Raw genomic sequence first — 18,234 nt, 5'->3', positions numbered from 1 at the left:
GCCTTGCCGTGCCCGCACCGCCACTGAAAGCACGAGGAAGTCCCATGGCAGCATCGGCAGCCCTTGACAGCGCGGTCGAGCGCATCGTCATCGAGAACTGTGCGATTGCGACCGTCGACGCGAACGACACCGAGTACGCCTCGGGCTACGTGGTCGTCGCCGGAAACAAGATCGAGTCGATCGGTGCGGGCAAGGCCCCCGAGAACCTCGACAATGTGGTCCGCCGCATCGACGGCACGGGTCACCTCGTCACCCCGGGTCTGGTCAACACCCACCACCACTTCTACCAGTGGATCACGCGCGGTCTGGCCACCGACCACAACCTCTTCAACTGGCTCGTCGCGCTGTACCCGACCTGGGCGCGCATCGACGAGCAGATGACGTACACGGCCGCCCAGGGCTCCCTGGCGATGATGGCCAAGGGCGGCGTCACCACCGCCATGGACCACCACTACGTCTTCCCCAAGGGCTCCGGCGACCTCTCCGGCTCGATCATCCGCGCCGCCTCCGAGATGGGCGTACGGTTCACCCTCGCCCGCGGCTCGATGGACCGCAGCGAGAAGGACGGCGGCCTGCCGCCGGACCACGCCGTCGAGACCCTCGAGGGTGCGCTCGCCGACACCGAGGCGACCGTCAAGAAGCACCACGACTACTCCTTCGACGCGATGACCCAGGTGGCCGTCGCCCCCTGCTCCCCCTTCTCGGTCTCCACCGAGCTGCTGAAGCAGGGCGCGGAGCTGGCTCGCCGCCTCGGTGTGCGCATGCACACGCACGGCTCCGAGACCGTCGAGGAAGAGCAGTTCTGCAAGGAACTGTTCGGCATGGGCCCGACCGACTACTTCGAGTCGACCGGCTGGCTCGGCGAGGACGTGTGGATGGCGCACAGCGTCCACATGAACGACTCCGACATCGCGGCGTTCGCCCGCACCAAGACCGGTGTGGCGCACTGCCCGTCCTCCAACGCCCGGCTGGCCGCCGGCATCGCCCGCGTCCCGGACATGCTCGCCGCCGGTGTCCCGGTCGGCCTCGGCGTGGACGGCACCGCCTCGAACGAGTCCGGTGAGCTCCACACCGAGCTGCGCAACGCGCTGCTGATCAACCGCCTGAACCCGGTCCACCGCGAGCGTGCCCTCAACGCGCGCCAGGCCCTGCGCCTCGGCACGTACGGTGGCGCCCAGGTGCTCGGCCGCGCCGACAGCATCGGCTCCCTCGAGGTCGGCAAGTGCGCCGACCTGGTCATGTGGAACCTGAACACCCTGGCCCACTCCTCGATCGCCGACCCGGTCACCGCGCTGGTCTTCGGTGCCGCGGCCCCGGTCACCCTGTCGCTGGTCAACGGCAAGCAGATCGTGGAGAACAACCGACTCCTCTTCGCCGACGAGGACGCCATCGCCGTGTCCACGCGGGAAGAGGCCCAGCGCCTCGCGCGGATCGCCGCGCAGGCCTGATCCCACGGAGTCCGGCCGGGGGGGACGGCCCCCGGCCGGCGGCCGCGGACCCGAGCGGGGTCCGTCGGCAGCCGTTCCCGGGGGCGCCTGAGGAAATCCGAAGGCGCCCCCGGGAACGGTCACTCGTGCCACTGGCTGCACTGGCTGCACTGGCTGCATTGGCTTCGTTGCTCCACTGCTTCACCATGCGGAAAAACTGACGCGGGACGGTTTGGGCGAATCGTTTCTGCACCCCTTGGGACACGTAGTCGCACCACCCACAACTCCATACAGCTCGACTCGCACAGCTTTCGCACCACCTCCATGACACCCACGTCCCTGCCGACGTGTTTAACCGACCGGAGGAAGCCGTGGCCGCAACGCCCAGGTTTCGCAAAGATGCAGTCGCAGTACCGGAGGAGAAGCATCCGGTCGACGAGACCCTGCCTCCCCTGAAGATGTTCACCAGCGGGCTCCAGCACGTGGCCGCCATGTACGCGGGTGTCGTCGCCCCACCCATGATCGTCGGCCCTGCCGTCGGACTCTCCGCCACCGAGACCGCCTTCCTGATGGGCGCCTCGCTCTTCACCGCCGGCCTCGCCACCCTCCTCCAGACCCTCGGGTTCTGGAAGATCGGCGCCAAACTCCCCTTCGTCAACGGCGTTTCTTTCGCCGGTGTGACCCCGATGATCGCGATCGGGAAGGGGGAGGGGGACAACGCCCTCCCCATCATCTTCGGCGCGATCATCGTGGCCGGGATCGCCGGCTTCCTCGCCGCCCCCTACTTCGGCAAGCTCGTCCGCTTCTTCCCGCCGGTCGTGACGGGCACGGTCATCACCCTGATCGGCGTCTCGCTCCTGCCCGTCGCCTTCAACTGGTCGCAGGGCGGAAACAGCACCGCCGCGGACTACGGCTCGATCAAGAACATCGGCATGGCCGCGGTCACCCTGGTCATCGTCCTGCTGATGCGCAAGTTCCTGCGCGGTTTCCTCCAGCAGATATCGATCCTGCTCGGCCTGGTCGCGGGCACGCTCATCGCCCTGCCGCTCGGCATGACCAGCTTCGACGCCGTCAAGAACGCCTCGCTGGTCGGCTTCCCGACGCCGTTCCACTTCGGCGCCCCGCAGTTCCAGATCGCCGCCATCATCTCCATGTGCATCGTCATGCTCGTCTGCATGACCGAGTCCACCGCAGACATCCTGGCGCTGGGCAAGATCGTCGGACGTCCCGCGGACGCCAAGACCATCGCGGGGGGCCTGCGCGCCGACACCCTCGGCAGCGCGATCAGCCCGCTGTTCAACGGCTTCATGTGCAGCGCGTTCGCCCAGAACATCGGGCTGGTCGCCATGACCAAGGTGCGCAGCCGGTTCGTGGTGGCCGCGGGCGGCGGCATCCTGATCCTGCTGGGCCTGTGCCCGATGGCGGCCTCCGTCATCGGCGTGGTCCCGCTGCCGGTCCTCGGCGGCGCCGGCATCGTGCTCTTCGGTTCGGTCGCGGCCAGCGGCATCCAGACCCTGGCCGGTGCGGCCATGGAGAAGGGCGAGAACGCCCTGATCGTCGCCGCCGCCGTGGGTATCGGCCTGATCCCGATCGCCGCGCCGGAGTTCTACCACGCCTTCCCGAAGGACCTGCTGGTCGTCCTCGACTCCGGCATCAGCACCGGCTGCGTGGTGGCCATCCTGCTGAACCTGGCCTTCAACCACCTCGGCGCCCGCAAGGGCGCGGCGCCGGGAGCGACCCCGGACCCGGTCCCGGTCCACTAGGCGGTGCCGTACGGCGGTGGGGGGGGGGGGGGGGGGGGGGGGGGGGGGGGGGGGGGGGGGGGGGGGGGGGGGGGGGGGGGGGGGGGGGGGGGGGATACCCCCCCCCCCCCCCCCCCCCCCCCCCCCCCCCCCCCCCCCCCCCCCCCCCCCCCCCCCCCCCCCCCCCCCCCCCCCCCCCCCCCCCCACCGCCGTCCGTACGCCCCCGGGTACGGATCGTCGCCGGAGGCGGACGGTGCGTGTTCCGGCGGCCGCCGGTCGCCGGGCCACGGAGGCGAGAGGAGGATGGGAAGCGGGGCGCGTCCGATCGAAGGAACGGTCATGTTCGCAGACACCAAGGCATTCAGCGGATTCTCGGTCGACGACATCGGCAAGGCCAAGGAGTTCTACGGCGGAACCCTCGGCCTGCGCGTGTCGGAGGACCAGGACATGTTGTTCCTGCACCTGGCAGGCGACACCAGGGTCCTGGTCTACCCGAAGGACAACCACGAGCCCGCGAGCTTCACGATCCTGAATTTCCCCGTCGACGACATCGAGCGCGCCGTCGACGAGCTCACCGCGCGCGGTGTCCGGTTCGAGCGGTACGAGGGCTTCGACACGGACGAGAAGGGCATCGTCCGCCAGGAGGGCGAGATGCCTTCCATCGCCTGGTTCAAGGACCCGGCGGGCAACGTCCTGTCCGTACTGGACGAATCGACCTAGTCGCCCGAAGCCCCGCGCGTCAGGAGGCCGGCATCAGGAACATGCCCGTCTGGTCCCCGCCCGCGGTGTTCTTGCAGCTGTGGCCCGAGTTCGCGGGCTGGGCGACGACCAGGGCGAGGCAGCGCCCGGCGGCCAGCTGGCCGAAGTAGTTCGGGTGCATGGACTCCTGGATCAGGCCCTGCGACTCGTTGTTGTCGATCCAGCGCGCCCACTCGCTCGTCTTCGCCGAGGCCGGGACCGTCGAGCTCACCTGCTGGCTCGCCCTGGCGCACACCTCGCGCCCCTGCATCATGTCCCGCAGGTCCAGGAACTGCACTCCCTTGGCCGCGGCGACTGACTTGATCCGGTTGGCTATCTGAGGCACGAGCGAGTCCCGCGCCCAGTCCGAGTCGCGGTTCCAGAAGGGGCAGCCGCCCGTGTTGAGCCGGCTCCAGTCGCTCTGCGTGTACCGGTTCTCCGCGCCGCGCGGGATCGGCGACGGGTAGGACTGCAGCACGATCCGGTACGAGGAGTCGGCGTACCCGGCCGCGCGCATCACGGCCCGCACCTCGTCCACGGACTTCCCGACCTTGGCCATGACACCGTCGATCTTCTGGTCGACGGCGTACTGCTGGTCGTCGTGGCAGTACGAGTACCAGATGGCGAAGTCCAACGCGCACTTCTCGATGATGTCGGCGAAGCCCAGGTCGTTCCCGCCGATGGACAGGGCGATGACCTTGACGTCGTGACTGGCGGCCACCGCGGCGAGCTGATCGGCCTGCGGGGCCTCGCCCTTGAAGGTGACACCGCCGTTCGAGGCGCGGAAGACGTTGTCGGACGTCGCCCCGGAACAGGCCAGGTTCACGGCGACGTCGGCGATCGCCCCGGCGCTGCGCACCTCGGCGGAGTCGGACCGGTGGCACCCGCCCGCGGTGGTCCCGTAGACCTTGCCGGGATCGTAGGTGTCGGCGCTGACCCAGCCCCGGTCGGTCCCGTTCCGGCTTCCGGTGTTGGTGAGGCTGTTGCCCTTCCAGCGACCGGCCTCGCCGGAGATGTAGCTGTCGCCCATGGACACCACGGCGGTGGGCCCGCTCCCGGGGCTGGCCACGGAGGTCCCGGTCCCGCCGGCCCACAGCGCGCTGACGGCGAGCGGCAGAACCATCCCGGCCCCGGCCAGTCGTCGCACCCGACTGCGGTCCCGGTCCTTGCTGACGTTGCGGAATCCGATCACGGCGGAACTCCTGCGTTCGGCCACGCCGAAGTCGGCGAACGACTGCGTCGCGTGGCTGGGAAGTGGGGGTACCGCCGGCCGGTGGCATCGGAAAGGTGACACGCGGCAGCTTGTTACCGCTAGGTACAGGCAAGTTACGAACAAGTAACAACCGACCGGTCGTTCGGCGTTCGGGGCCGCGGCTGGTTCCCGTCCTCCTGGCCGAGAACAACTGACGGATCGTCGGATCTCATCCGCTCCGCATTGCGGAACGCAAACGGCTCCGCCCCCGTGCCGTGAGGCGACGGGGGCGGAGCCGGCGGGTTCGGCTGCTGTGCGTTTCAGTCGAATCCGGGGATCAGCCGACCAGTTGGTCGTACGCGGGGAGCGTGAGGAAGTCCGCGTAGTCCGCGTCCAGGGAGACCTGGAGGAGGAGGTCGTGGGCCTGCTGCCACTTGCCGGCCGCGAAGGCCTCGTCGCCGACCTCGGCGCGGATGGCGGCCAGCTCCTGCGCCGCGATCTCGCGGGTCAGTTCGGCGGTGGCCTGCTGCCCGTTCTCGAAGACGACACCGGCGTTGATCCACTGCCAGATCTGCGAGCGCGAGATCTCGGCCGTGGCCGCGTCCTCCATCAGGCCGAAGATGCCGACGGCGCCGAGACCGCGCAGCCAGGCCTCGATGTAGCGGATGCCGACCTGGACCGCGTTGCGCAGGCCCTCGTACGTGGGCCGCGCGTCCAGCGAGTCGATCGCGATGAGCTCGCCCGGGGCCACCGAGACGTCCTCGCGCAGCCGGTCCTTCTGGTTCGGCTTCTCGCCGAGGACCGCGTCGAAGGAGGCCATGGCGATCGGAACCAGGTCGGGGTGGGCGACCCAGGAGCCGTCGAAGCCGTCGCCCGCCTCGCGGTCCTTGTCCGCCTTGACCTTCTCGAAGGCGATCTTGTTGGCCTCGGCGTCCTTGCGGGACGGGATGAAGGCCGCCATGCCGCCGATGGCGTGCGCGCCGCGCTTGTGGCAGGTGCGGACGAGCAGTTCGGTGTACGCCCGCATGAACGGGGCTGTCATCGTCACCGCGTTGCGGTCCGGCAGGACGAACTTCTCGCCGCCGTCACGGAAGTTCTTCACGATCGAGAAGAGGTAGTCCCAGCGGCCCGCGTTCAGGCCCGCCGCGTGGTCGCGCAGCTCGTAGAGGATCTCCTCCATCTCGTACGCGGCGGTGATCGTCTCGATGAGGACGGTCGCGCGGACGGTGCCCTGCGGGATGCCGACATAGTCCTGGGCGAAGACGAAGATCTCGTTCCAGAGGCGCGCCTCCAGGTGCGACTCCGTCTTCGGCAGGTAGAAGTACGGGCCCTTGCCGAGGTCGATCAGGCGCTTCGCGTTGTGGAAGAAGTACAGCCCGAAGTCCACGAGCGAGCCGGAGGCCGGGCCGCCCTCGAACCGCAGGTGGCGCTCCTCCAGGTGCCAGCCGCGCGGCCGCATGACGACGGTCGCCAGCTCCTCGGCGGGCTTGAGGGTGTACGCCTTGCCCGTGCGGGCGTCGGTGAAGTCGATGCGGCGCTCGTAGGCGTCGATCAGGTTGAGCTGGCCGAGGACGACGTTCTCCCAGGTGGGGGCCGAGGCATCCTCGAAGTCGGCGAGCCAGACCTTGGCGCCCGAGTTCAGGGCGTTGATGGTCATCTTGCGGTCCGTCGGACCGGTGATCTCCACGCGGCGGTCGTTCAGCGCGGCCGGGGCCGGCGCCACCGTCCAGTCACCCTCGCGGACCTGTGCGGTGTCCGGGAGGAAGTCCAGGGTGGAGGTCCGGGCGATCTCGGCGCGGCGCTCGGCGCGGCGGGCGAGGAGCTCGGCGCGGCGGGGGGCGAACCGCCGGTGGAGCTCGGCCACGAAGGCGAGGGCCGCTTCGGTGAGGACTTCGTCCTGCCGTGGCAGGGGCTCGGCGTCGACGATGGCCAGCGGGGACGGCGCTGGTGCGGACATATCTGTCACTCCTTCAGCGGCGGTGCCTGGCGGCCGCGGGGGAATGCTCGCGCGAGACGGCACGCAGTGCCGTCGGGTGTGGAGAGTTCCGGGATACGGTCGCGGGCGCCGTCAGTGGGTTCAGGGCGCTTCTGACCAGTGGATAGTAATTTCCTCATGGTGGAAGTTCAATGGTTTGTTGATGTCGAGATTCTCTTGGTCGACAGATCCCGCCTTCCGGTGGCCCTCAGTGCCACTGCCGTCACGCCATGCTCAGAGGAGACGGGCCAGGTCGGGCGGCGTGTCGATGTCGAAGGCCTCCGCGACGTCCGAGCACTCCACCAGCACCAGCTCCCCGGCGTGTCGGGCGAGGTGCACCCGCGCGCCCTTGTCACCCGTCGCCGTCGCCGCGATGTCGGCCCAGCGGTCCGCGCCGAACAGCACGGGATGGCCGCGCTCCCCGTCGTACGCCGCCGCCACCAGGCTCGCCGGGGAGCGGTACGCCTCCCGGATCCGGGCCACGGCCGCCGGGCCGATGCCGGGCTGGTCCACCAGGGAGACCAGGGCCGCACGGGCGCCCGTACCGGCGAGGGAGGTGAGACCGACCCGCAGGGAGGAGCCCATCCCCTCCGCCCAGTCCGGGTTGTCCACGACCACGCAGCCCGTCAGGTCGGCGCGCTCGCGGACCTCGGAGGCCGAGGCGCCGAGCACCACGTGCACCGGGCCGCAGCCCGCCTCCCGCAGTACCCGTACGGCGTTCTCGACCAGCGGGCGGCCGCGGTAGGGCAGCAGGGCCTTGGGCCGGCCGCCGAGCCGCCGGCCGCCGCCGGCCGCCAGGAGCAGGCCCGCGATCAGTGGGGAACCGGGGTGGGTGCCGGCTGAGAGGGAAGGGGAGTCGGCTGACATGACACCGATTCTCGCTCCTGCGCCGCATCCCGTGAGCGCCGCCTCAGCGTGCGTCGTAGGGAGGCCAGTGCGGCCCCGACCCGCGGCGGCCGGGAGATCCGGTTCTCGGTGGCGGCCAGCAGGGCGCGTTCCTCACGGTCGGTCAACATCTCGGCATCTCCTTGCCAATCGGGGGCCAATACAGCGAGTCTGGTCCTCGATTGGCCTGGCCGTCAGAGCCAATCAGGGGAGGTTGGCATGGCATACGGGCGAGTGGTCCAGACAGCGGACAGAGCCATCGGCAGCCGGCAGCTCGCGGCCCTGCTGCCCGCCGACGTGCTGGCCCGCCCCGGCTACCGGGCGCTCGCCGACGCCGTCCGCACGCTGCTCCTCGACGGCCGGATCGCCCTGCACGTACGGCTCCCCGCCGAACGCGAGCTCGCCGAGGCGGTCGGCGCCAGCCGGGCCACGGTCACCGGCGCCTACGACCTGCTGCGCGAGAGCGGGTACGTCCGCAGCCGGCGCGGCTCCGGCACCTGGACCGAGCTCCCCGACGGCCACGGCCCGGTCGGCGCCCACCTCCTCGGCGGGACCGGCGGCCGCCCCGACGACGACGCCGGCATCGACCTGGCCATCGCCGCCATGGGCGCCCCGGACGGCAGCCTCACCGAGGCCCTCGCCTGGGCCGCTCCCCGGCTGCCGGGGCTCGCCCGTAGCCCCGGCTACCACCCCTTCGGACTGCCCGACCTCCGTACGGCCGTCGCAGACCGGTTCACCCGGCGCGGCCTGCCGACGCGCCCCGAGCAGATCCTGGTCACGGCCGGAGCCCAGCAGGCCTTCGCGCTGATCGTCAGCCTGCTCTGCCGGCCAGGGGACCGGGTGGTGACCGAGAGCCCCACCTACGCCAACGCCCTCGACGCCCTGCGCCACGCGCGGCTGCGCACGGGGTCCATCGCCGTCTCCGACGCGGGCTGGGACATGGAGATAGCCGAGTCCACGCTGCGCCAGAGCGTGCCGCGGCTCGCGTACGTGATCCCCGACTTCCAGAACCCGACGGGCGCGCTGATGCCACCTGAGCAGCGGCTGCGGCTGCTCGCGGCGACCCGCTCGACCGGAACCTGGCTGGTGGTCGACGAGACCATCGCCGACATCGCGCTGGACGTCCCCGCGCCCGCGCCCCTGGCCTCCCTCGCCCCGCGCGGCGGCGCCGACCACGTGATCACCATCGGCTCGCTCAGCAAGACGCACTGGGGCGGCCTGCGCGTGGGCTGGATCAGGGCCACCGCGAAGATGATCGCCGAGCTGACGACGGTACGGGTCTCGGCCGACATGACCGGCTCGGTCCTCGACCAGCTGGTCGCGCTCCCGCTGATGGACGCCATGGACCGGTCCCTGCCCGCACGGCTCGCACAGCTGCGGATCCAGCGCGAGGCCCTGGTGCAGTCGCTCCAGCGCCACACCCCGGAATGGTCCTGGCAGATACCGCCCGGCGGGCTCTCGCTCTGGGTCGACCTCGGCGAGGCCGTCAGTTCCGCCCTCGCCGAGCGGGCCGCGGCCGCCGGTGTGCACATCGGCCGCGGGGCGCGCTTCGGGGTGGACCCGGGGACCTTCGAACACCGGCTGAGGATCCCGTACACGCTCCCCGCGGACCGGCTGGACGAGGGCGTACGCCGCCTCGCGAGCGCCTTCCACGACGGGGTCCCGCTGCCGTCGGCGGTGGAGCGGCCGCACTGGGTCGCGTAGTGCGGCCGAGGCGGGCGGGCGAGAGGCCCCCGGGTCAGCCGACGCCCAGGGCCACCAGGCAGGTGTCGTCCTCGTGGTCCTCGGGCGTGTACGCGTCCATGATGCGGTCGAGGGTGTCCTGGGGGCCGAGCCCGCCGCAGCTCATCAGCACCTTGCCCAGGAGGTCGATGCCGTCCGCGATGTCCTCACCCCGGCGCTCGACCATGCCGTCCGTGTAGAGCAGCAGGAGATCACCCGGGAGAAGGTCCACGGTCGCGGTCTCGTACTCGTGCCCGGGCAGGAGCCCGAAGAGGGGGCCCCGGTGCGCCGTGTCCAGCGCCGAGGCCGCGCCGTCACGCAGCAGCAGCGGCGCCGGATGGCCGGCGCACGCCCAGCGGAAGCGCCGCCCCCGGTCGATGTGCCCGATGATCGCGGTGGCCGTCTCGGCGGCCGGGTCGGCGCACAGCAGCTCGTTGAGCCAGGTGGTCAGCTGGCCCGCATGGGTCCCGGGGGCGTGAGCGAGACCCGCGAGGGCGTGCCGCTGCTGCGCCATCCGGGCGACCGCGCTCAGTCCGTGGCCGCAGGCGTCGCCGATGGCGAGCAGGATCCGGCCGTCCGGCAGCACCCGGCACTTGTACCAGTCGCCGCCCACCGCCGCGTCCGTTTCCGCCGGCAGGTACGCGGCCGCCACGGAGAGGCCCGCCTGGGCGAGCTCGGCGGAGTGCGTCGGGAGCAGCGCCTCCCGCAGGGCGGCGGCCACCCGCCGCTCGGCGGCCGCCTCCTCCCGCAGCCGGTCGGACTGCCTGCGCGTCGCGGCGAGCCGCTGCCGACTGCGTACCTGGGACGTCAGATCGCGTGCGATGACGTGCACCGACCAGGGAAGCCCGTCGGTCGCGATGACGGGATGTCCTACCAGGTGAAGGGTGCGCACCTCACCGAGCATGCTGAAGCGGATGTCCGTACCCGACGGCTCCTCCCCGTCGACCAGTGCCAGCAGGAACTTCCCGAAGCGCGGTACGTCCTCCAGGAGCACCATGTCGCACAGTTCGGCGAGGGACAGGGGCCGGGACGGATCATTGCGGAAGATCGACGACAGCCCCTCCGACCAGGCCACCTCGCCGGACAGCAGGTCCCAGGTGCCCCAGCCCATGGACGCGATGTACTGCGCGTCGAGCGAGAGCAGCTCCATGCGGTTGTGGGCCGCCCGCCACGTCGCCAGTACCTTCCCGCCGCAGGCCGCGGCGTCGTACAGGAGCTTCGTGCGGTGCAGACCGTCGCTGCGCTGCTCCGTGTAGTCCAAGGCGTACGCCTTGAGGGCGCGACCGGTGCGCAGCACGGAGTCCAGGGCGCCGACGAGCCCGCCGACCGCGGCGCCGGGCTGGACCTCCAGCAACCGCCGGCCTATCTGGCGGTCCGGAGCCTCCAGCCACTCGGCCGCGCGGACGTGGTTGCCGGCCTTGACCGTGAAGTCCACCGTCCGGCCGGCCTCGTCGTGTTCGGGCGTGAACAGCGCGGCCGACAACGGGATGGCGGGCAGGGTCGCGCAGACGCACGCCCACGGGTCGTGGCCTTCGCCCTCGTCACCGCAGCCGTGCCCGGGTCCTGCGGCGCCGCACGGGCAGGACTCCCCGCCCTCGTCCTCCGGCTGCGCCCCGGCCGGTGCGGGGCCCTCGTCGAGCCGGACGCCGGCGCCGTGCCGGGCGGCCTCCCGCAGGGCTCTCACCTCGCGGGCGAGGAGCCGCTTGAGCGTCTCGGGGTCCTGGGGGGTGAAGGGGCTCATATGTCATCACCGCCTGGATAGCTGGCACGACCCTGCCGCCGCCGTCACGCGGCGAGCATGCCCGTGCGCAGTTTGGTCAGGATGCGGGTCAGGAGGCGCGAGACCTGCATCTGGCTGATGCCGAGCTCGGCGCCGATGTCGGACTGGGTCATCTCCCGGCCGAACCTCAGGTAAAGGATCTGGCGGTCCCGTTCGCAGAGCTGGTCCAGGAGGGGGCCCAGAGCGTGCAGGTCCTCGAAGAGCTCGATGGCACGGTCGCTCTGCCCGGTGACGTCCGCCGGCGTGCGGGACGTGCGCGCGGGCGCGGCCTGCTCCCCGCCGCGGGCCGGGGTGTCGAGGGGCTCGGTGGAGTAGCCGTTGGCCGCGACGAGCCCCTCGATGACCGTTTCCTCGTCCAGGTCGAGATGGCGGGCGAGCTCCTTGACGGTGGGGGCGCGGCCCAGCGTGGCCGAGAGATCGTCGCCGGCCTTGGCCAGGTCGATGCGGAGTTCCTTGAGCCGGCGCGGAACGTGCACGGCCCAGGTGGTGTCCCGGAAGTGCCGTTTGATCTCCCCGGTGATGTACGGGAGGGCGAGCGTGGAGAAGCACACCCCTCGATCGGGGTCGAAGCGGTCGATCGCCTTGATGAGTCCGATCGTGCCGGCCTGGACGATGTCCTCCATCTCGGCACCCGCCCCGCCGGCGCCTCCCGCGCTCCCGCGGAAACCGCGCACGGCGAACTGGACCAGGGCCGTGTTCATCTCGATCAGCGTGTTGCGCACGTACTGGTACTCCGCGGTGCCCTCCCGCAGGCTCCGCAGGCGCGTGAAGAAGAGCCTGGTCAGCTCCCGGGCGTCCGCCGGGGCCATCTCGTGGGCCTGGGTGATCCGGGGCAGCCCGGCACGGGCCGGTGCCGACGCGTGTACCGGCGCGTAGGCGGGCGCGTCCGTCGGCGCGTACGCGGGCCCGTCCGTCGGTGCTTCCGCCGGGGCGAAGTGGCTGGTGGGGGCGATGGGCGCGATCGGTGGGGTGGAACCGGGCACGATCCTTCCTTCCGTCGGTGGGTTCTGGGCTGCGCGAAGGTGCGCCTGCCCACCCGCTCGCCGTCCACGCCCACCAGGACGCCAAAGGGGCCGTCCGGCCCGCCGCCGAAGGACTTTCGTCCCGCCCCGGCCCGGCCCGTCCGGAGCGCCGTCCCGGCCGACGGACTGCGCCTTACCGTTATCCCGCCGTCGAAACCGCGGCCCGCTACGGCGTGCGGATCAGCCGCCGGCTGCCGGCCGCCGCGACCGCCGAGGTGCGGGAGTCGACGCCGAGCTTGGCGTAGATGTGCACGAGGTGGGATTTGACCGTGGCCTGGCTGAGGAAGAGCTTCTTGGAGATCTGCTGGTTCGACAGGCCGTCCGCGACCAGCTGCAGCACCTCCAGCTCCCGCTTCGTCAGCGCCTCCGCCGGCGTCCGCATCCGGTCCATCAGGCGCAGCGCCACCGCCGGGGCCAGCGCCGACTGGCCCGCGGCGGCCGTCCGTACGGCCGCCGCCAGCTCCTCCGGCGGGGCGTCCTTGAGCAGGTAGCCGGACGCACCCGCCTCCACCGCCGCCAGGATGTCGGCGTCCGTGTCGTACGTGGTCAGCACCAGCACCCGGGGGGCGTCCGGGCGGGCGGTGATCAGGGCCGTCGCCGCGGAGCCGTGCATGCCGGGCCCGAATTGGAGGTCCATCAGGACGACGTCCACGGGCTCGGAGGCCGCCAGCTCCACCGCCCGCTCGGCGGTCGCCGCCTCGGCCACCACCGCGAAGTCCGCTTCGGTGTCCAGCACCGCGCGCAGCCCCGCCCGGACCACCGGGTGGTCGTCGGCGAGCAGGAGACGGATGGTCACGGTGCCTCCACGGGGTCCAACGGTGCCTGCACGGGTTCCAGCGGCAACGGCAGGGTGACGGCCACGGCGGTGCCCTGGCCGGGGGCGGACTCCACGGTGAACAGCCCGCCCAGCGACTCGGCGCGCGAGCGCATGGCGGGCAGCCCGAAGCCGCCGTCGCCGGAGCCCGACGCGGCCGAGGACGGGTCGAAGCCGTGCCCGTCGTCCACGACGTCCAGCGTGACCGAGGCGTCCATGAAGGTCAGGGTGATCTCGGCGCGCCCGGCCCGCGCGTGCCGCACCACATTGGCCAGCGCCGACTGCGCGATCCGCAGCAGGGCCACCTCGTACGGGGTCGGCAGCACGCGCGGGCTGCCGCTCAGCGAGAACCGGACCCGCGGCCCCGGCACCCCCGCGCACAGCCGTTCCAGCGCGGCGGCGAGCGAGCCGTGCTCCAGGTCGGGCGGGGTGAGGGCCCGTACGAAACGACGCGCTTCGGCGAGGTTCTCCTGGGCGGCCTCCCGGGCCCGGGCGATGTGTTCCAGTGCCGGAGCCCGCGCCGGCAGGGTCCGCTCGGCGGCCCGCAGCAGCAGCTGGATGGAGGACAGCCCCTGGGCGAGGGTGTCGTGGATCTCCCGGGCCAGGCGCTCCCGCTCGGCCAGGATCCCGGCGCCCCGCTCGGCGGCGGCGAGCTCGGCCCGGGTCGTGATGAGCTCCTCGATCAGCTGGCGGCGGCGCTCGCTCTCGCGGTACAGCGCCTGGTAACCGAGTACGGTCGCCACCGCCACGGCTCCGCCCAGCAGCGGCCCCAGGAAGGCCCCGGGGGTCACCGCGCCGCTGTGCGCGAGGAAGCCGCCGATGGCCGCGCAGGCCGTCACCGCGACGGCCGCGACCCCCCAGCGCAGCCGCAGCAGGTGCAGCTCCAGGAAGTACAGCGGGAAGGCGATCCACAGCCCCTCGGGGGAGAGCGCGAGCAGCGCCGCCCAGGCCGCGCCGAGCCCTGCCAGCCAGACCGCCCCCGCGCGCGGCGAGCTGTGCACGGCGGGGGCCCGTACGCCGCCCACGTACCCGGCGGCAAGCACCGCGCAGGTGGCGACCACCCAGCCGGCCCGGGGCGCGGCGTCGGCGACGGCCCGCCCGGCGGCGAGCGCGAGCAGCCCGAGGAACAGCGCGTGCAGGCACAGCCGCAGCACCTTCGACACGGGGGTGAGGGCGCGGGAGGCGGCCGGAACGGCGGAAACGCCGGGAACTCCGGGAACGCCGGGAGCGGCCGGAACGGTGGGAACGGCGGGCGCGGGGGACACGCGGGGCACGGGAGCAGTCATCGCCCGACCAGCGTAAGTCGGCGCCGGCCGGCCCCGGTCAATCGAAAGTTTGATGTCCGCGTGCGCCCTTCGATACGAGGATCACTACCGTGGCGCGATGCCTTGTGTCCACGCGGAAGACCAAGGTGGGGAACATGTTCGTCGCATGGAGAGATCTCCGGTTCGCCAAGGGCCGCTTCGCCCTCATGGGCTCGGTCGTACTGCTGATCACGCTGCTGGTCGGCCTGCTGTCCGGGCTCACCTCCGGCCTGGCCCGGGAGAACGTCTCGGCCATCACCGGTCTGCCCGCCTCGCACCTGGCCTTCGCCGCGCCCACCGGGGACCAGAAGGTGTCCTTCACCAACTCCCAGGTGCCCGAGTCCGCCTGGCTGGCCTGGCGGGGGCAGCCCGGGGTGAGGTCGGCGGAGCCGCTGGGCATCCGCACCACCAACGCCGTCTCGGGTGAGCGCACCGCCGCGGTCTCGGTCTTCGGCGTGGACCCGGCCGGCGGGCTGGGACCGCGGAAGGCCGGCCTCACCCAGGGCCGGGTGGTCCTCGCCGAGAAGGCCGCGAAGGAGCTCGGCGGCCTCACCGCCGGCGCAAAGCTCAAGATCGGCCCGCTCGAACTGACCGTGGCCGCCGTCTCCGGAACCGCCGCCTACAGCCACACCCCGGTCGTCTGGATGGACCTCAACGACTGGCAGCGGATCGGCAACCCGGGCACCTCCATCGACACCCTCGCCACCGTCGTCGCCGTCTCCGGCAGCGGCCTGGACCTCGCCGCCGCGGACGAGGCCGCCGCCACCAGGGCCAGGACCGTCGACGAGGCCCTCGGCGCCATAGGGTCCTACCAGGCTGAGAACGGCTCGCTCCAGCTGATGCGCGGCTTCCTCTTCGTCATCTCGGCCCTGGTGATAGGGGCCTTCTTCACGGTGTGGACGATCCAGCGCAGCGGGGACGTCGCCGTCCTGAAGGCACTGGGCGCCTCCACCCCGTACCTCCTCAAGGACGCCCTCGGCCAGGCCGTGGTGATGCTCGCCATCGGCACCGGCCTGGGCACCGCCCTCGCCGCCGGCTTCGGCGCGCTGATCAGCGACGGTGACGTGCCCTTCGTCCTCGATGCCGCCACGGTGCTCGTCCCCGCCGCGATCATGATCGTGCTGGGCGCGCTGGGCGCGGCCCTGTCCATCCGGCGGATCACCGCCGTCGACCCGCTGACCGCCCTCGGGAGCGCCCGATGACCCTGCTCGTCCACGACGCCACGCTCACTTACCCCGACGGCGAGAGCCGGCTCACCGCCCTCGACGCGGTCCGCCTGGAGGTGCCCGCCGGCACGCTGACGGCGGTGATCGGACCCTCCGGATCCGGCAAGTCCAGCCTGCTCGCGGTCGCCGCCACCCTCGTCACCCCCGATTCCGGCCGGGTCGTCGTCGCGGGCCAGGACACCACGCGGCTCGGCCCCGCCGAGAAGTCGGCCCTGCGCCGGGAGAAGATCGGCATCGTCTTCCAGCAGCCGAACCTGCTGGCCTCGCTGACCGCCGCCGAACAGCTCCAGGTCATGGCCCACCTCTCCGGCCGCCCCGCGCGGCGGCTGCGCCGGCGCGCGCTGGACCTGCTGGACGCGGTGGGCCTGGCCGACAAGGCCGACAAGCGGCCCCACCAGCTCTCCGGCGGGCAGCGCCAGCGGATCAACATCGCCCGTGCCCTGATGAACGAGCCCGCCGTGCTGCTGGTCGACGAGCCGACCAGTGCCCTGGACCACGAGCGCGGCGCGGCCGTGCTCGACCTGCTGGTCACCCTGACCCGCGAGCGCTCCACCGCCACGGTGCTGGTCACCCACGACCACGCCCACCTGGAGCGGATGGACCGTACGGTGACGATGGCCGACGGCCGGCTCACCGCATCAGTTCCCGCGTAGCGCCCGCTCCTCGACCGGCCCCGGGGATGCGGGCCGCGCCGAAGGGGACAGATAGGCGAGGTGGCCGTCCCCGCCCGGGAGGTCCGGCAGGGGGAGCGGCCGCCAGCCGCGCGCCCACGGGGGCGGCGGCGCCCCGCCCGCCACCAGCACCGCCGTGGGCCGGGTGCGGGCGAGGGCGGCGAGCCCGTCCGCGGTGATGCTGCCGTCGTGGCCCCCGTAGACCTGGCGCGAGGCGCAACCGGCGAGGAACGCCACCCGGACGGCCTCCTCGCCGCTGACCACGCAGGGCGGTCGTACCCCCTGGCGGTGCAACTCGGCGGCCGCGGCGGTGAAAGCCGTCCGGTTGGCCCTGGCGCGCGCGCCCAGCGTGGCGGTGAGGGCGAGGTGGAGCGCGAGGTGCGCGGCCAGCGCCAGGCAGAGCACCCCGAGGGCGAGCGGGCGGCCGCGGGCCCAGGTGAGCATCCGGGCCAGGCACAGGGCGACGGGCAGGGCCAGCAGGGCGTAGGCGGGCAGCAGGAAGCGGGGGGCCGCGTACCCGACCATCAGCAGGTACGGCGCCGCCAGCGACAGCGCGGCCGCCGTCGGTACGAGGGCCAGGCGCAGCCGCCCGGCGCGGTACGCGGTGACGAGCCCGCCGGCGGTCAGCAGCGGCAGCGCGAGCCACCACAGGCCGGTGACGGGCTGGGACCAGGGCACGTCGCACGGGCGGCAGAGCGTCCGGCCGCCCAGGGCGCGCAGGTGGTCGCCGAACGCCGGATGCCAGCCGAGCCCGCCCTGGATCTCGCCGGCGCGGTGCAGCCGGGTCAGGAAGCCGCCGTAGCGGAGCTCGGCCTCGATGACCCACTCGGCGCCTCCGAGCAGCGCCCCCGCGGCGAGCGCCGCGAGCAGCGCGAGCCGCCGCCCGGCGCGTACGGCCAGGGTGGCGCAGGCCAGGGGCAGGACGAGCCAGACGGCGTCGGAGGGACGCATGAGCGCGGCGAGGGCGGTCCCGGCGAGGGTCCCGGCGAGCGCGAGGCGGTCGCCGGGATCGCGGGCGGCCCGCAGGAAGCAGCCGACCGCGAGGAGCGCCCCGAAGGCCACCCAGAGATTGGGCATGGCCTGCGGACCGTAGAACAGGGTCGGCCAGAGACCGGCGAAGAGGACCCCCGCCAGGGCGAGCACGGGCGCCGGGAGCAGTCGCCGCCACACCCAGAGGGAGAGCAGGAGCGCCGCGGCCGACAGCAGCGCCAGGTAGATCCGCAGCGCCGTGACGGAGGGGGTGAGGGCCGCGACGGGGGCGACGAGGTAGGTGATGCCGCGGGCGCGCGGGGCGCTGAAGAACGCGGCCGGAGCGTCGGGCGCGACCTGGCTGACGTACACGGTCTCGTCCCAGCCGAGTCCGGTGCCCGGCACGGCCAGGAGCAGCTGGGCGACGGCGTACGCGGCGGCGACGGGGGCCAGCCAGAGGAGATCGCGCCGCCGCCCCGCGCCGGCGGCGGGGCCCGGCGGGGCATCGGACGGGCTCGGCGCCGTGACGGGGTTCGTGGCCATGGGCGGACCTCGGGGCGGGGAGGCGGGGCAGTTGCCTCACCACGCTGCCCCGCCGGACCGCGCCCCGCCATCGCGGGCCAGCAGTCGGCCCAGCGCCGGATAGGCCCGGATACGCCCGAGTGCCTCTAGCTAGTGCTGTGACCGGAAAGGTTCACCGGGTCACGGCGCCCGGCACGGCACCTCGCGGCGTTGTCGGACCGCGCAAGTACGTCCAGTACGAGCC

General features: G+C 72.7%; 14 protein-coding genes. 6 read left to right on the top strand and 8 right to left on the bottom strand.

The window, feature by feature from the left end:
* Positions 1-44: 44 nt before the first annotated feature.
* The 3 genes from ACZ4TV_RS23395 to ACZ4TV_RS23385 all read left to right on the top strand — a co-directional run bounded on the left by ACZ4TV_RS23395 (position 45) and on the right by ACZ4TV_RS23385 (position 3,890).
* Positions 45-1,448, top strand: a complete 1,404-nt coding sequence (locus ACZ4TV_RS23395) for an 8-oxoguanine deaminase (protein WP_468136693.1) — start codon at positions 45-47, stop codon at positions 1,446-1,448.
* Between the two features lie 350 nt (positions 1,449-1,798).
* Positions 1,799-3,190 carry a nucleobase:cation symporter-2 family protein gene (locus tag ACZ4TV_RS23390; RefSeq protein WP_468136692.1) on the top strand — a complete coding sequence of 464 codons (1,392 nt, stop codon included), beginning with the start codon at positions 1,799-1,801 and terminating at the stop codon, positions 3,188-3,190.
* Positions 3,191-3,509: 319 nt separating this feature from the next.
* Positions 3,510-3,890 carry a VOC family protein gene (locus tag ACZ4TV_RS23385; RefSeq protein ID WP_468136690.1) on the top strand — a complete coding sequence of 127 codons (381 nt, stop codon included), beginning with the start codon at positions 3,510-3,512 and terminating at the stop codon, positions 3,888-3,890.
* A 19-nt stretch (positions 3,891-3,909) separates the two neighbouring features.
* On the opposite strand, the gene ACZ4TV_RS23380 is transcribed toward ACZ4TV_RS23385, so the two are convergent.
* From ACZ4TV_RS23380 to ACZ4TV_RS23370, 3 genes are all read right to left on the bottom strand, one after another.
* Entirely contained in the window at positions 3,910-5,100 is a 1,191-nt protein-coding gene (locus ACZ4TV_RS23380) for a GDSL-type esterase/lipase family protein (protein WP_468136689.1), read from the bottom strand.
* A gap of 337 nt (positions 5,101-5,437) precedes the next feature.
* Positions 5,438-7,057, bottom strand: coding sequence for a malate synthase A (aceB, locus tag ACZ4TV_RS23375; protein WP_468136687.1), 1,620 nt, complete (start codon positions 7,055-7,057; stop codon positions 5,438-5,440).
* Positions 7,058-7,309: 252 nt separating this feature from the next.
* The gene (locus ACZ4TV_RS23370) at positions 7,310-7,942 is read right to left on the bottom strand and encodes a nucleotidyltransferase family protein (protein ID WP_468136685.1); all 633 of its coding nucleotides are present in this window, start codon (positions 7,940-7,942) and stop codon (positions 7,310-7,312) included.
* 237 nt (positions 7,943-8,179) lie between these two features.
* On the opposite strand from ACZ4TV_RS23370, the gene yczR reads away from it, so the two are divergent.
* A complete protein-coding gene (yczR, locus tag ACZ4TV_RS23365) occupies positions 8,180-9,664 on the top strand; it encodes a MocR-like transcription factor YczR (protein WP_468136684.1) in 1,485 nt (494 codons plus the stop codon).
* A gap of 34 nt (positions 9,665-9,698) precedes the next feature.
* Here yczR and ACZ4TV_RS23360 read toward each other — a convergent pair whose 3' ends face one another.
* The 4 genes from ACZ4TV_RS23360 to ACZ4TV_RS23345 all read right to left on the bottom strand — a co-directional run bounded on the left by ACZ4TV_RS23360 (position 9,699) and on the right by ACZ4TV_RS23345 (position 14,584).
* A complete protein-coding gene (locus ACZ4TV_RS23360) occupies positions 9,699-11,423 on the bottom strand; it encodes a PP2C family protein-serine/threonine phosphatase (RefSeq protein WP_468136683.1) in 1,725 nt (574 codons plus the stop codon).
* 44 nt (positions 11,424-11,467) lie between these two features.
* Positions 11,468-12,271: a SigB/SigF/SigG family RNA polymerase sigma factor gene (locus ACZ4TV_RS23355; RefSeq protein ID WP_468136813.1), complete on the bottom strand. Its 804-nt coding sequence runs from the start codon at positions 12,269-12,271 to the stop codon at positions 11,468-11,470.
* 379 nt (positions 12,272-12,650) lie between these two features.
* Positions 12,651-13,280 carry a response regulator gene (locus tag ACZ4TV_RS23350; RefSeq protein ID WP_468136682.1) on the bottom strand — a complete coding sequence of 210 codons (630 nt, stop codon included), beginning with the start codon at positions 13,278-13,280 and terminating at the stop codon, positions 12,651-12,653.
* Positions 13,277-14,584, bottom strand: coding sequence for a sensor histidine kinase (locus tag ACZ4TV_RS23345; RefSeq protein WP_468136681.1), 1,308 nt, complete (start codon positions 14,582-14,584; stop codon positions 13,277-13,279). Before ACZ4TV_RS23345 ends, ACZ4TV_RS23350 begins: the two co-directional genes overlap by 4 nt.
* A gap of 134 nt (positions 14,585-14,718) precedes the next feature.
* Between ACZ4TV_RS23345 and ACZ4TV_RS23340 the strand changes: the two genes are divergently transcribed.
* Together ACZ4TV_RS23340 and ACZ4TV_RS23335 are read left to right on the top strand one after the other, a co-directional pair.
* A complete protein-coding gene (locus ACZ4TV_RS23340; RefSeq protein ID WP_468136680.1) occupies positions 14,719-15,804 on the top strand; it encodes an ABC transporter permease in 1,086 nt (361 codons plus the stop codon).
* On the top strand, positions 15,801-16,481 hold the full coding sequence (locus ACZ4TV_RS23335; protein WP_468136679.1) for an ABC transporter ATP-binding protein: 681 nt from the start codon (positions 15,801-15,803) through the stop codon (positions 16,479-16,481). Before ACZ4TV_RS23340 ends, ACZ4TV_RS23335 begins: the two co-directional genes overlap by 4 nt.
* Here ACZ4TV_RS23335 and ACZ4TV_RS23330 read toward each other — a convergent pair.
* Positions 16,467-18,011, bottom strand: coding sequence for a hypothetical protein (locus tag ACZ4TV_RS23330; protein WP_468136678.1), 1,545 nt, complete (start codon positions 18,009-18,011; stop codon positions 16,467-16,469). The two genes, ACZ4TV_RS23335 and ACZ4TV_RS23330, sit on opposite strands and share 15 nt — an antisense overlap.
* Positions 18,012-18,234 lie beyond the last annotated feature (223 nt).

The sequence above is a fragment of the Streptomyces sp. NPDC028910 genome, from assembly GCF_055564955.1.
Note: the sequence above shows the minus strand (reverse complement) of the source record. Positions and strands in the feature narration are given on the sequence as shown.

Excerpts from the sequence above, each read along its gene's own strand:
- ACZ4TV_RS23335 (WP_468136679.1), top strand. The coding sequence starts at position 15,801 with ATGACCCTGCTCGTCCACGACGCCACGCTCACTTACCCCGACGGCGAG.
- ACZ4TV_RS23340 (WP_468136680.1), top strand. The coding sequence starts at position 14,719 with ATGTTCGTCGCATGGAGAGATCTCCGGTTCGCCAAGGGCCGCTTCGCC.
- ACZ4TV_RS23395 (WP_468136693.1), top strand. The coding sequence starts at position 45 with ATGGCAGCATCGGCAGCCCTTGACAGCGCGGTCGAGCGCATCGTCATC.
- ACZ4TV_RS23360 (WP_468136683.1), bottom strand. The coding sequence starts at position 11,423 with ATGAGCCCCTTCACCCCCCAGGACCCCGAGACGCTCAAGCGGCTCCTC.
- aceB (WP_468136687.1), bottom strand. The coding sequence starts at position 7,057 with ATGTCCGCACCAGCGCCGTCCCCGCTGGCCATCGTCGACGCCGAGCCC.
- ACZ4TV_RS23370 (WP_468136685.1), bottom strand. The coding sequence starts at position 7,942 with ATGTCAGCCGACTCCCCTTCCCTCTCAGCCGGCACCCACCCCGGTTCC.
- ACZ4TV_RS23330 (WP_468136678.1), bottom strand. The coding sequence starts at position 18,011 with ATGGCCACGAACCCCGTCACGGCGCCGAGCCCGTCCGATGCCCCGCCG.
- ACZ4TV_RS23385 (WP_468136690.1), top strand. The coding sequence starts at position 3,510 with ATGTTCGCAGACACCAAGGCATTCAGCGGATTCTCGGTCGACGACATC.
- ACZ4TV_RS23355 (WP_468136813.1), bottom strand. The coding sequence starts at position 12,271 with ATGGCCCCGGCGGACGCCCGGGAGCTGACCAGGCTCTTCTTCACGCGC.
- yczR (WP_468136684.1), top strand. The coding sequence starts at position 8,180 with ATGGCATACGGGCGAGTGGTCCAGACAGCGGACAGAGCCATCGGCAGC.
- ACZ4TV_RS23345 (WP_468136681.1), bottom strand. The coding sequence starts at position 14,584 with ATGACTGCTCCCGTGCCCCGCGTGTCCCCCGCGCCCGCCGTTCCCACC.